The 13,752-nt window shown below is 39.0% G+C and carries 14 protein-coding genes; 9 read left to right on the top strand and 5 right to left on the bottom strand.

Going from position 1 to position 13,752, the window contains the following annotated elements:
* Nucleotides 1-29 precede the first annotated feature (29 nt).
* The 3 genes from AC3CAU_RS15450 to AC3CAU_RS15440 all read right to left on the bottom strand — a co-directional run bounded on the left by AC3CAU_RS15450 (nt 30) and on the right by AC3CAU_RS15440 (nt 2,020).
* Entirely contained in the window at nt 30-224 is a 195-nt protein-coding gene (locus AC3CAU_RS15450) for a heavy-metal-associated domain-containing protein (protein WP_004733233.1), read from the bottom strand.
* A 469-nt stretch (nt 225-693) separates the two neighbouring features.
* A complete protein-coding gene (locus AC3CAU_RS15445) occupies nt 694-1,575 on the bottom strand; it encodes a copper resistance D family protein (RefSeq protein WP_004733231.1) in 882 nt (293 codons plus the stop codon).
* A 64-nt stretch (nt 1,576-1,639) separates the two neighbouring features.
* Entirely contained in the window at nt 1,640-2,020 is a 381-nt protein-coding gene (locus AC3CAU_RS15440) for a copper resistance CopC family protein (RefSeq protein ID WP_004681441.1), read from the bottom strand.
* A gap of 351 nt (nt 2,021-2,371) precedes the next feature.
* On the opposite strand from AC3CAU_RS15440, the gene AC3CAU_RS15435 reads away from it, so the two are divergent.
* The 6 genes from AC3CAU_RS15435 (at nt 2,372) to AC3CAU_RS15410 (ending at nt 8,262) form a co-directional block, all read left to right on the top strand.
* On the top strand, nt 2,372-2,614 hold the full coding sequence (locus AC3CAU_RS15435) for a DUF2789 family protein (protein WP_004281876.1): 243 nt from the start codon (nt 2,372-2,374) through the stop codon (nt 2,612-2,614).
* Between the two features lie 603 nt (nt 2,615-3,217).
* Nucleotides 3,218-3,649, top strand: coding sequence for a hypothetical protein (locus tag AC3CAU_RS15430; protein WP_004695737.1), 432 nt, complete (start codon nt 3,218-3,220; stop codon nt 3,647-3,649).
* A gap of 26 nt (nt 3,650-3,675) precedes the next feature.
* The gene (locus AC3CAU_RS15425) at nt 3,676-3,948 is read left to right on the top strand and encodes a DUF2933 domain-containing protein (RefSeq protein WP_436914088.1); all 273 of its coding nucleotides are present in this window, start codon (nt 3,676-3,678) and stop codon (nt 3,946-3,948) included.
* Nucleotides 3,945-4,595: a methyltransferase family protein gene (locus tag AC3CAU_RS15420; protein WP_436914089.1), complete on the top strand. Its 651-nt coding sequence runs from the start codon at nt 3,945-3,947 to the stop codon at nt 4,593-4,595. Before AC3CAU_RS15425 ends, AC3CAU_RS15420 begins: the two co-directional genes overlap by 4 nt.
* An 11-nt stretch (nt 4,596-4,606) precedes the next feature.
* Entirely contained in the window at nt 4,607-6,982 is a 2,376-nt protein-coding gene (locus AC3CAU_RS15415) for a heavy metal translocating P-type ATPase (RefSeq protein ID WP_004663996.1), read from the top strand.
* Nucleotides 6,979-8,262 (top strand): MgtC/SapB family protein, encoded by a 1,284-nt coding sequence (locus tag AC3CAU_RS15410; protein WP_004663995.1) that lies wholly within the window; start codon nt 6,979-6,981, stop codon nt 8,260-8,262. The genes AC3CAU_RS15415 and AC3CAU_RS15410 overlap by 4 nt, the downstream gene beginning before the upstream one ends.
* 38 nt (nt 8,263-8,300) lie before the next feature.
* Here AC3CAU_RS15410 and AC3CAU_RS15405 read toward each other — a convergent pair whose 3' ends face one another.
* On the bottom strand, nt 8,301-9,701 hold the full coding sequence (locus AC3CAU_RS15405; RefSeq protein WP_086194808.1) for a heavy metal sensor histidine kinase: 1,401 nt from the start codon (nt 9,699-9,701) through the stop codon (nt 8,301-8,303).
* Nucleotides 9,694-10,374: a heavy metal response regulator transcription factor gene (locus tag AC3CAU_RS15400; protein ID WP_004668313.1), complete on the bottom strand. Its 681-nt coding sequence runs from the start codon at nt 10,372-10,374 to the stop codon at nt 9,694-9,696. The genes AC3CAU_RS15405 and AC3CAU_RS15400 overlap by 8 nt, the downstream gene beginning before the upstream one ends.
* 148 nt (nt 10,375-10,522) lie before the next feature.
* Between AC3CAU_RS15400 and AC3CAU_RS15395 the strand changes: the two genes are divergently transcribed.
* From AC3CAU_RS15395 to AC3CAU_RS15385, 3 genes are all read left to right on the top strand, one after another.
* On the top strand, nt 10,523-10,819 hold the full coding sequence (locus tag AC3CAU_RS15395; protein WP_004281865.1) for a hypothetical protein: 297 nt from the start codon (nt 10,523-10,525) through the stop codon (nt 10,817-10,819).
* A gap of 89 nt (nt 10,820-10,908) precedes the next feature.
* On the top strand, nt 10,909-12,822 hold the full coding sequence (locus tag AC3CAU_RS15390) for a copper resistance system multicopper oxidase (protein WP_086194807.1): 1,914 nt from the start codon (nt 10,909-10,911) through the stop codon (nt 12,820-12,822).
* On the top strand, nt 12,809-13,729 hold the full coding sequence (locus AC3CAU_RS15385; protein WP_086194806.1) for a copper resistance protein B: 921 nt from the start codon (nt 12,809-12,811) through the stop codon (nt 13,727-13,729). Before AC3CAU_RS15390 ends, AC3CAU_RS15385 begins: the two co-directional genes overlap by 14 nt.
* Nucleotides 13,730-13,752: the final 23 nt, after the last annotated feature.

The raw sequence follows: 13,752 nt of genomic DNA, 5'->3' as shown, positions 1-13,752 counted from the left end.
AGGAATTCCCACTGTTACTCTAACAGAGATTAAGCAGGATCAGCTGTAAATCCACGCTCACTGAGAGTGGCAATGACTTTGTCCTGACTCACTGTTGTGTTGATTTCAACGATACGGTTTTGTAAATCAATATCGAGTGAAGCATTCGAGTCGAGCTCTTTAATTGCGGTAGTAATGCCGCGTGCACAACCACCACAAGTCATATTAGCGATGTGAAATTTCATATGTTGCTCCTTTTTAACAAAACATTTGTTTAAAACATTAGAACAGTAACTCTAAACTTTCACCATACAACCAGCCTTTTTCTGAATCAGTTACTCGCTGTAACTTGGTCTGTTTACAACCTTACAGTTTTCTTCAGAGTATTCCAAAGAAGAGTGTTCTAATGACTACAGTAAAAGTACTTAACCAACATTAATGTGACTTTAAAATGACATTTTTGTCATCTACGATCACTCTGAAATTTATAAGATTAGTTATTTCAATCAATGGTAGTGAACTGAATAGATGAGACCGTTATGGGTTGAAGATAAGCTAAAAACCGGTGACTACCTTTATGTATAATGCCTCATGATGCGATTTTACTGTTCTGATTGTCGTAAGTTGACAGTCCAGTAGAAACTTTATTGCTCAGCTACAAAAGATAAATGCAGTAATGTTAAATTTCCTCAATTCCCTTATTTTGAAATTCTCTTATTCAATACCCACGACAGTGGTTATATAGCCTGTTGTTAATAGAATTGATAGACCTAATAACATCTCAAATAAAATGGCATGACTAAGGTGTTTAGCGAATTTAGGATGTTGAAGACGCGGGGTGAAATACCATTTGTTGAAGGCAGCTAAAAGTAGAATACTTATAACAAAAAACATTTTAACCATGAAACCATAGCCATATGCAGTATTGATTAAGGTATTAAAATCTTTAATTAAAAGAAGAGCTACACTAGCGCCACAGGCGATTAATATCCCAACAATGAAAGCAGCAATACGTCCAAATACATGCATGCGATCTTTTAAAGGTAAACCACTTATTTCCCGGCTGGTTTTCCATAACGGATATAAAGACCCCATCCATAACGACATAACTAGAATATGGATTGATAATAAAATTTGAGCAAGTAAGGTTAAATTAGCGACATGTCCGAGCTGGGAAAAACTAAAAATAATCGGGATAAGTAAAATACAAAATATTGAACTTTCAATTATAGAAAAATGACCTTTGTTCCTGTTAAGTTTAACCACCATGAGAAGAAGTAAAAGAGCAAAACTAATAGAACGAAGAACGTATATATACCCCGTCGGAGTATTAACCAATATATTAATATACGTGGGGTCCACCATACCTGTAATACCAGTATTGGCAAAACTACCAATCAGAATAAAAAATCCCAAGGTACTGGAAATTAGGCCTAATCCAGCGCCAATTGTAATATATTTAAGAATCGATTCTTTTAGTTCAAGATATTGTCTAAGTAAAAAATAGCAAAAGGCTCCACCAACGACAAAAGCTACACTTAAATATAAAATAACCTTAGTTAACCAAGTGGCCCACATCCAATATTCAGAAATCATTATTTTTGTCCATTCTAGAACAACATGCCAGCACCTCACTGACATGTTGAAAGGTAATCAATTCTTATTTAGTTGATTTGATAGTGAAACTATATTCACCATTCATGTTGTGACCATCTTTCCCCATTGTTGTCCAGACAACGGTATATTTACCTTTTTTCAGTTTCGGAAGAGCGACATCAAAGGATTTCTTTAAGTCATGAGTAACTTTATATTTTAAAGGAACATCTCTTCGCTGAGCATCCAGTAACTTAATATTCATCAACATAACCTCTGCACCAAAGTTAAGGGTCAAGTTCTTTGGTTGACTAAGGATAGATGCATTTTCCGCAGGAATCGCACTCACTAAACTCACATGAGCGAACGTAGTTGTAGTAGCCACAATCATCGTTGCAGCTACTACAACATTACGTAGAGCAGTCATTTTATTTTGAAATAATTTCATTTACGTTTCCTCTTGATTCGTTAGTTCATTAGAGATGACTTTATAAAATCTATATTTAATGAGACCACATCATCTCCTCTTATATTTCAATTATTAGTGAGAGACAGAAACAGAGCGATGACTTCAAAATTACATTTTTGTCATTTTTAAAATTTAAAATCTTTAACTATTAAAATAATCTTATTGAAAAATAATGATCATTTAACAAACAAATTATGTAGGTGGTTGATTTATGAAATGTAGTAATCATTTTGTCTAAGAAAATAGTAGCTATTTAATTTTTTATATTTTAGTTTAAATATAAACATGTTATGTTTAATTTGATCTAATATAAATTTGTGGGCTAAGCACATGACTCAAACACGTCCAAGAATGACCAAATTATTTGAACAGCTTGGTTTAGCTTCTACTGAAGAAGCAATTGCAAAATTCATAGAGAGCCATCAGCTAGCTGGAGATGTTTTTTTAACACAAGCAATTTTTTGGACTGATGCTCAACGTCATTTTTTAGAAGAAAAACTACACTCTGATGGTGAATGGACGACAGTGATTGATCAATTAAATGAGTCTTTACATGAAAATTCAGTAAAATAATTTTCCGTTAGTATTAAGGATCTACATTCTTCCCTGCATTGAATACAACTCATTCATACAGTAGTACTGTTTTGGAGATGGAATCTCTATTATATAAGTAGTAGATTCCTTACTCTGAAATTTGGATTATAAACCCTAATATTAAAAATAATCTTCTTTACCTTCTATCTAATAAATATACCAATAAGTTTAATAATTAAATTATCCACCCTTTTTTCTATAAAAAACTATTTTGATCAACTGTATTTTTTCTTTAAAGGAATAACAGTGTAAATTACATTAAGAATGTGTCTCTAACTAGCCTTGGAGTCATCTAATCATTTCATTTTTATTTTTTTAAGCACATAAAATCATAACAACTTTAATAGTTTTAAAAGATTAATATTAAATAAAATTTTTGTCATCTCAGCATAGACTATATATTTCGAGAAGATCTCAAAATTACATTTTTGTCATTTTTAAAAATAATTAATTAATAGTGCTAAAATTTTTAAGAGAGACAGAGAATAACCAAAAATTTCATCAGTTTAGTAGTCAAATTCCTAGACTCTGTTCAGTACTAAAACATAGCTTTTACTTCCAAATTATTTAAAGGAAAAAATTATGATGAAATTCAAAAACATTTTTTTGGGCTTATGTATCGCAGCCGCGTCATTGAATACATTTGCACAGCAATCCGATGAACACAAAGATCACCACCCTGAAAAAACAGCACCATCTGCAGTAACAATTAAGCAAACAGTTACCAGCACCACTGCTACAGATAAAATGGCTGCAATGGATCAACACATGAAGGCGATGCAAGCCATGCATGAGAAGATGATGGCTGCAAAAACCCCACAAGAACGTCAGAAACTTATGGCTGAGCACATGAAACTCATGCAAGGAGGTATGAGTATGATGAAACAGATGGGCAGCCAAAGCATGAATGCAAATATGGCTGACCGTCAGCAGATGATGGAAAAACGTATGGACATGATGCAATCCATGATGCAGATGATGATGGACTGTATGCCTCCTTCAGCAACTAAATAGTTACCCATGAATTAGGGGAAAGCACCATGAATAACCAACACCAAGAATATAATTCAGTACCTAACTTCTGGTCTACTCGCTACGCCATCGGTCTATTCGTGTTGGGTGGTGTGGCAGCCTATTTTCTCTTAACCGAGCATTTGGCCCATGTCGTTGGTGTTTTGCCCTTTTTACTCCTTTTAGCCTGTCCAGTCATGCATATTTTTATGCATGGGGGTCATGGACATCACCATCATCAACAGAAAAATCCAGACACATCAGATAATAAAAAATCACGCGAACCAGGAGATCCCTCATGAATCATGCGGAATCGGCCTATGGTCTGTGGTGGCTCGTCATCATAAATTCGGCAATTTTCATTATGTTTGCCTTCAGTTTTTTTAAACCCGCCACAGCGCGAGATTGGCGTACTTTTAGCGCTTTCTCTGCTTTCATCATTGCATTGTTTGTCGAGATGTATGGTTTCCCTTTAACAATTTATCTGTTGTCAGGCTGGCTACAAACTCGCTTCCCTCAACTTGACTTGCTGTCGCATAACTCAGGTCACTTATGGTCAACGCTACTAGGCGAAAAGGGTGATCCACATTTTGGCATTCTGCACATCGCGAGTTATATTTTTTTGGGCTATGGTTTCTATTTACTATCAAAAGCATGGCAGGTGTTGTACCACGCACAACGTCATCACCAATTGGCAATAAGCGGACCCTATGCGCGCATACGCCACCCACAATACGTAGCTTTTGTGATGATCTTGCTGGGGTTTTTATTGCAATGGCCAACTTTACTGACACTGATTATGTTTCCAATCTTACTCTTAATGTACAGCCGCTTGGCAATTAAGGAAGAGGCTGAAATGAGTAAACAGTTTGGCGCTGTCTATGACAGCTATGCTCAACAGACTCCGAGATTTATTCCAAAATTCGGCCATAAAACCACTTTGCCATAAGAGAATTATTTATGTCAGATCAAAAAAATCATAACCAGGACCATATGGCACAGGCTACAACAGACGTACTGAAAGACCCAGTCTGTGGTATGACCGTCACTGAAGAATCGAAATACCATGAGGAATTTAAGGGGAAAACTTACTTTTTTTGCAGTGATAAATGTCAATCAAAGTTTCATAGCAGCCCGGTGCAATATATCGCTAAACCCGCAACGACGACTGCCGATGCACATACACAGCATCATCAGACTGTTCAACACGTTAATGCGGCAAGCACAACAGGTACGACCATCTATACATGCCCAATGCATCCAGAAATCAGGCAAGATCATCCTGGAAACTGTCCTAAATGCGGAATGACACTGGAGCCACTCATTCCTGAATTAGAGGAAGATGAGAATCCGGAGTTACGTGATTTCCGCCGACGCTTCTGGTGGACACTGCCATTGACCATCATCGTGACTTTTTTGGCGATGTTTGGTCATCAAATGAACCTGTTCAATATGGCTGTTCAGAGCTGGATTGAACTGGTGTTGTCACTCCCAATTGTACTTTGGGCAGGTTGGCCATTTTTTTCCCGGGGTTGGCAATCGGTTGTGAATCGCAGCCCGAACATGTGGACGCTGATTGGTTTGGGCACTGGAGCTGCATTTATTTATAGTGTGGTCGCAACCATTGCACCGCAAATCTTCCCAGACTCATTTATTTCCATGGGTCGTGTCGCTGTTTACTTTGAAGCTTCAGCGGTCATCATTTCATTGACCCTACTGGGACAAATATTGGAGTTAAAAGCACGTTCGCAAACTTCTGCTGCAATTAAGTCACTCCTTGGGCTCGCTCCTAAAACAGCTCGCCGAATCCTGCCTGATGGAACTGAAGAAGATGTTCCTCTAACGCATGTCCATGTAGGAGATTTACTCAGAATTCGCCCAGGTGAAAAAGTGCCTGTGGATGGTGTAATCACTGAAGGAAGTAGTTCAGTGGATGAATCGATGCTGACAGGTGAACCTTTACCTATCACTAAACGTATCGGCGATAAAGTCATTGGAGCTACCCTGAATACCAATGGTTCATTGATCATGCGTTCAGAGAAAATTGGTTCAAGTACCATGTTATCCCAGATCGTACAGATGGTGGCGCAAGCTCAACGATCGAGAGCACCAATGCAACGTATGGCTGATCAGGTAGCAGGTTGGTTCGTCATGGCTGTAGTGACCATTGCCTTGCTTACCTTCTTTGGATGGGGACTATTCGGCCCAGAAGAATCAAGCTGGGTTTATGCATTAATCAATGCTGTGGCAGTACTCATTATTGCCTGTCCTTGTGCACTAGGCTTGGCAACTCCAATGTCTATCATGGTTGCGACGGGTCAAGGTGCTACTCATGGTGTGCTGTTTCGTGATGCAGCAGCCATTGAGAATCTACGCAAGATTGACACACTAATCATCGATAAAACAGGTACGTTAACTGAAGGACGCCCTGTATTCGATCGTGTAGTTGCCGCATCAGATTTTGACGAATCTGAAGTATTACGTTTAGCCGCCAGTCTTGATCAAGGCAGTGAACACCCGCTAGCCGAAGCGATTGTAAACGCAGCACACGAACGTGGCCTGTCTCTTGAAACACCAGATAATTTTGAATCGGGCTCAGGGATTGGTGTTCGAGGTCAAGTGGGCGATCGTCAGTTAGCTTTGGGCAACACAGCACTGATGGAGCAATTGGGTATCTCGGTACAATCTCTGATTCCGCAAGCCGAAGAGCTGCGTTCGGAAGGTGCAAGTGTGATGCATCTAGCCATCAATGGTGAATTGGCCGGTCTGCTTGCAGTATCCGATCCCATTAAAAAAAATACCCCAGAAGCACTTGCCACCCTGAAGGAAGCGGGTCTACGTATCGTGATGGCAACAGGAGATGGTCTCACCACTGCCCGTTCAGTCGCAGCACGTCTAGGCATTGATGAGGTACATGGCGAAGTCAAACCCGCAGATAAACTAGAACTGGTCAGCAAATTGCAGAAGGAAGGTCGCATCGTGGCTATGGCTGGTGATGGCATCAATGATGCACCAGCCTTGGCTAAAGCTGATGTCGGTATCGCTATGGGAACCGGGACTGATGTTGCAATGAATAGTGCCCAAGTTACGCTGGTCAAGGGAGATTTACGAGGGATTGCTGTTGCCCGTTCACTTTCGGAAGCTACTGTCGGCAACATGAAACAGAACCTCATGTTTGCTTTCCTTTACAATGCTTTGGGTATCCCTATCGCGGCTGGCGTACTATATCCATTTACCGGTTGGTTGTTGTCACCGATGATTGCCGCCTTGGCTATGAGTTTGAGTTCAGCTTCAGTCATCACGAATGCCCTTCGCCTGCGAAATAAAAAGTTATGATAGAGAGTTCCTTTCTTCCACCAGATGTACCAGGTCTTATTGCAGCACTTGCCATCGGCCTGCTCATTGGTTTAGAACGAGGATGGCACGATCGTGAATTGCCCGAGGGCAGCCGAGTAGCAGGCCTACGTACCTTCACATTGACAGGATTGCTCGGAGGAGTGCTCGGTCATTTACAACCAAACTTCGGGCCTTGGCCGCTGGTCGCGGCCGTATTAGGGCTTTCCTTATTATTAACAGTGTCCTACGCGCGTACCGCAAAACTTTCCGGTAATCTAAGCGCTACCACGACGATCGCGATGCTGTTGACATTAGTTTTAGGTGCATATGCATCCCATGGTAATGTTACTTTAGCATTAACCGCGGCTGTAATCGTCGCTGTATTTTTGGATCTCAAGCCAACCTTACACGGTTGGCTACGCTTGATAGAGCATCGTGAATTAACCGCATCCCTGCAGTTGCTGGTACTTTCTGTCGTTATATTACCCTACTTACCCAATACGGGTCTGGGACCTTTTGCTGCATTAAATCCTTACCAGTTATGGTGGGCAGTGATCCTGATTGCCGGACTCTCTCTGGCAGGTCATTTTGCCATGCGGCTTACCGGTTCAGAAAGAGGCATATTCTGGACAGGTCTATTGGGTGGTTTGGCATCTTCTACAGCTGCAACTGTCGCACTGGCACGCTATACACGCCAGCACCCCGTCATGGTCAGTGCTGCTATTTCTGGAACATTGGCTGCCTGTGGCATCATGTTTTTTCGTATGGTTGTGCTGATAGGCGTCATTGAGCCAGCATTGCTAAGCACTTTTGGTGGTGCAATGATGATTGCGGGAATCCTTCTGCTGGGTATGGCATTGTGGAGACAACGCCAAATTACCAGCGCTGAAAACAACGATCGAACAATAGAAGCAATGGCTCCTTTTGATCTTGGGACAGCATTCAGCTTCGCTGCTTTCCTGGCTGTCATGGCAGTCTTGGTCCCGGCAGCAAAACAATGGTTGGGCACCAGCGGCATCTTCGTATTATCGACTATTTCTGGGCTAGCAGACGTAGATGCTATTTTAGTCTCACTTGCCCGCCTGCATAGTACTGAAGGCTTAACAACAAATGTGGCTGCTGTCGCGCTAGGGCTGGCCACACTGAGCAACATGTTAAGCAAAGCGACAATTGCATGGATGACAGGGGGGGCACAGTTTGGCCGAGCTATCATATTTGGCTACACAATTGCCATGATAGGTGCTGGCGTAGCTCTGGCTCTCAGTTTGAGCTTTATGTAAGGTCAACTCGGGTAAATGGAAGAGGTTCAAAAAATGAGTTAAAATGATTCCCCTTGCATGGATTCACTTTGAAAAACAATGGTAAAAATGATTCGACCATTGAGGGATTCAGCCTGGATGGTCGCCCCAAGCATATCAAGAATAGATTTTGTTATGGCAAGCCCTAAGCCGGTTCCTTCTTCTGTTCTTTGTCTAGACGCATCTGTTCGATAAAAACGATCAAATAATCTGGATAGTTGTTCAGGAGAGAGTTCAGGGCCTTCATTTTCAATTGAAAATATTGTGTTATCTAAATTCTGTTGAAGTTTTATCTGTATTGTAGAATTCTTGTTTCCATATTTAACTGCATTAGACAATAGGTTGCTGAGTGCGCGACGTAACATAGCAGGATCACCTTTTACATTGCCAGATCCTGTTTGTTGAAGTGTCATATTTTTTTCGGCAGCTAGAGCGTCATAGAAATCAAATAAAGCGGTAACTTCTTTAATGAGGTCAATATTCTGTAAGTTCTGTAAATTTAAGCCATGTTCTGCTTTTGCCAAGAAAAGCATATCGGACACCATTCGAGCCAAACGTTCAAATTCTTCTAAATTAGAAAATAGTATTTCTTGATAAGTACCAATATCTCGGTTACGGGCGAGACATACTTGAGTTTGGGTCATTAAATTATTAATCGGTGTTCTAATTTCATGTGCTAAATCAGATGAAAAATCGGAAAGTTTTTCTAAAGCTGACTCTAGTCTGTCCAGCATAGCATTGAAGGCGATTGCCAATGATTTTAGTTCGGTTGGTGTATGCTCAACTTCTAAACGTTCTGAAAGATGTTGAGCAGAAATTCCTTCTGCGACCTTAGCCATTTTTTGCACGGGTCTTAAACCTCTCCAGGTTGCAAACCAACCTAAAAACATTAAACAAATTGTACCAGCCAAACCAATATACAAAAGTTGACGCTTAAAATCTTTTAGAAAATGTAGATGTTCTGATGTATCGATCCCAACAATAATTCGTACAGATTGTATTTCAGAATTTCTATTTATACCTGTAGTGTAGATCATGCCACGATAGGTCTTATTTTGAACTTGCCATTTAATCCATGAATTATTTGCTGACTTGATTAAATTTTGAGTATTAATGATTGAGGATGCTGAACTAAATAAAATTTGGCCTGTCGGTCGTTCTATTTGGACCATAAGATCATGGTGTCCAACTAACGCATCTCTTAAATAAAGATTAAGTTCTGGAGAATTTTTAGGATGCTGTTGGAGAAGATTCTGAATAAGCTGGATTTTACCTTCTAATTGGGTACGGTCTTGAGTTTCAAAATGATGCATTACTAATTTATTTATGAACAAACCCATAATAATTAGAATGAAAATAGTAGATAATGAGAAAATGATACCGATCCGGAAACTGATCGCTCTGAATAAATTATTATTCATCCTCTACCTCTAGTACATACCCCATTCCTCGAATATTCTGAATTAATTTGGGAGTAAAGTTACTGTCAACTTTACTTCTTAATCGTTTAATAGCGACTTCAACGACATTCGTATCACTATCAAAATTCATATCCCAAATTTGAGAAGCAATCAGCGCTCTTGGTAAAATTTCACCTCGTCTACGCATAAAAAGTTCCATAAGCGCGAATTCTTTTGCCGTCAGATCAATGCGTTGACCCGCTCGCGTTACCCGACGTTTTCTCAAATCAAGTTCTAAATCAGCAATCTTAATAATATTACTATCTTCTCTTTGCTGCCCTCGTCTAAGGAGAGTTTTGATTCGAGCAAGAAGCTCTGCAAAAGCAAAAGGCTTTATTAAATAATCATCAGCGCCTAGCTCTAATCCTTTTACTCGATCTTCGATTTGATCTCGGGCGGTAAGAAAAAGAATGGGCATTGTTTTACCGCTGCTACGAATATCATTGATAATATTCCAACCATTTAGTCCAGGTAACATCACGTCTAAAATAATTAAGTCATACTCTTCAGAAAGAGCTTGATGTTTACCCGTTAACCCATCTGTAACCCAGTCCGTAATATAGCCAGCTTCGGATAAACCTTGCTTGAGATAATCACCAGTTTTTTGTTCATCTTCAACTAATAGTATTCTCATTTCCGAATCCTAAGTCATTCATTAAAACTATAATAACGTTATAAAACATCTGATCGAGATAGATTACAAAAATGTCATTTTCAAGTCACTTAGATGTTCAGTGCTTCACTTTATTGTAGTAGCAAGAAATTAACTTTTAGAGAAACTTATGAAAACTGTAGTGCGTCGTAGTCTAACAATTTTAATGTGTGCTGGAACTTTAATTGCTGGTACTCAATCTTGGGCAAAAGATGTATCAACCTCAAGTGCCACTAAAACGGTAAAAGCACAGGAACCTTGTACAAAACCTTGTAAAATGGAAAAAGATGACAAGACTCAGCAAGATCATAGTCAACATCAGTCTCCTAACTCATCTGACATGTCAAAAATGGATCATTCTATGATGAATATGGACCATTCTAAAATGGATCATTCAAAGATGAATATGCCTAGTAGCAATAAATAATTTTATAAATAGCGAGAAAGAAGTATTAAAGTTTATACTAAATATTTGCTTTATTACTTCAATCTTGACCTTTCTAAAGGTGAGATAGAATGTCAAAAAAGTTAAGTCATATACTCTTAATTGGAGTTGGTTTATTTTCATCAACTTGGGTAATGGCGGCAGTTAAAGAATATGATTTAACAATCGCTGAACAAACTGTAAATATCACAGGAAAACCAGTTGAGAGAATTACTGTAAATGGTAAATTCGTTGCACCACTTCTTGAATTTGAAGAAGGTGATGAGGCCGTTATCCGTGTTCACAATAAGTTAAAAAATCAGGACTCTTCAATCCATTGGCATGGCTTATTATTACCTGGAATTATGGATGGTGTACCTGGATTTAACAAATTTAATGGCATTGCCCCTAATAAAACTTATGAATATAAGTTTAAAGTCCGCCAAAATGGTACTTATTGGTATCATTCACATAGTAAAGGACAAGAACAAGACGGTTTATATGGTGCTTTTGTTATTTATCCTAAAGATAAAACTCCACTAACAGCTGCTGAAAAAACCGATAAAGATTACGTTGTTTTGCTTTCTGATTTTCATAATTCGACAAGTGATCAAATTATGAAAAATATTAAAAAAGAAGCAGACTACTATCAGAACCGCCGCGAAACAGTATTCGATGTATTAAAACAAGTTAAACGTGATGGGCTAAAAGCGACTTGGCAAGACCGTTCTATGTGGAATCAGATGCGAATGCTGAAAACAGATATGTCCGATGTGACTGGTTATACATTTTTAATGAATGGCAAGACACCTCAGCAAAATTGGACGGGTAACTTCAAAGCTGGTGAAAAAGTTCGCCTTCGTTTTATTAATGCTTCCGCTATGTCATTCTTTGATGTACGCATTCCAAACCTAAAAATGACTGTAGTCAGTGCTGATGGTCAACCTGTAAAGCCCGTTCCTGTAGATGAGTTCCGTATAGGTACTGCTGAAACTTATGATGTCATTGTTGAACCGAAACAAGCCCATTATCAAATCGAAGCTGAATCTATTGATCGTACTGGATTTTCGGTTGGAACCTTACATGATGAAAATACCTCACCTGTAAAACAAATTGAGATGCCTAAGCCTCGTCCTCGTTCTTTATTGACTATGGAAGATATGGGAATGAATCATGATATGTCTTCTATGAAAGGCATGAATCACGATATGTCTTCTATGAAAGGTATGGATCATGATATGTCTTCTATGAAAGGCATGAATCACGATATGTCTTCTATGAAAGGTATGGATCATGATATGTCTTCAATGAAAGATATGAATCATGATATGTCTTCTATGAAAGGCATGAATCACGATATGTCTTCTATGAAAGGTATGGATCATGATATGTCTTCTATGAAAGGTATGGATCATGATATGCCGATGAATAGCGCTACTGTTAAGGCGGCTTCAGACAAGAATGATAATACCGTATTTGGATGGGCAAATGCTTCAACACCTGAAGGTAATAAAGCATTGCAATATAGTGATTTGCAATCGTTAGATCCTCAAAAAGACACTCGTGCAGCTGAACGTGAAATAGAGATCCGTCTTGGTGGAAACATGGAGCGTTATATTTGGACAATAAATGGTAAAAAATTTAATGAAGCCGACCCACTAGTGGTGAAGTATGGTGAACGTATTCGCTTAAAATTTGTCAATGACAGTATGATGGCTCACCCAATGCACTTACATGGCATGTTTATGCAGCTTGAGAATGGTCAGGATCCAAGCAATATGCCAAACAAACATACGGTAATTGTTCCACCTGGGAAAACGATAACCACTCTACTCACAGCTGATGAGTTAGGTGAGTGGGCTATTCATTGTCACCTGCTTTACCATATGAGTGCAGGAATGATGAATAAACTCATTGTAGCTCAAGTGGAAGATGGTAATTCTACAAAGACTGTTGCTCAGCCCCCAATAAGTGAGAAGGGAGTAAATCCACATGCAAATCACTAAGAATTTCTTCTCAAAAACAGTCTTATCAATTGCATTAATAAGTATATCAAACTTAACTTTTGCTAATAGCAGCACTTCGGAACAAGAAAGTAATATTACAAATGGTATGAGAGTCTTATTACAGGAGTCTGGTGGCTTAAGATATAGCCCCCAAGAATTGTATCCAGAATATTATTCAATGGAAAATGCAAATGGGGGAGATAATATTATTCTGACCGCAAGAAAGAGATCAGCCCCATCTCATGATGATCATCTTAAAGAACATGGTGGACAAATTTATCAAACGACAAAATTTGAAAATGAATGGATGGTTGATGAAGACGGTAAGGGCAACCTAGGAACAAAGTTTGAAACTTTAATTGGAACAGATGAAAATCGTCTATTTATTGAAGCCAATTCGGAAAAGTCAGAAAGTAATGATCCAAAATATGCTGTATCAGCACTTTATAGCCGTAACGTAGCCCCATTTTGGGATGTACAAGCTGGGGTAAGATATAGTGAAGATAAAAATAACAGCAGCAGCGATCGAGTGGATGGGGTTATTGGTATATTAGGTCTAGCTCCTTATTTCTTTGAAACTCAGGCTTATTTATATGGTGGTGAAAATAATTTTTGGGGAGCTAGTTTTGAATTAGAGCGTGACTTCTTGCTAACCCAAAAACTTATTACTCAACCTTATATTGAAGCAGATTTAGTATTAAACGATGATTCTAACTATGCTTCAAAAAACGGATTATCCGAATTGAAGACTGGGCTGAAAACTCGTTATGAGATTACTAAACGGATTAAACCTTTTGTTGATGTAGCTTATCAATATGAAAAGGGACAAAAGCTAACTTCTCTACAACAAGCGTCCAATTCAGAAAAAGGATGGTTGTATGGTGCAGGTATCGAGTTTGTTTTTTAAAATAGTATGATTTGGATTCATGA

The organism is Acinetobacter sp. GG23 (assembly GCF_057766365.1).
This window is presented reverse-complemented; position numbering and strand designations above follow the sequence as displayed.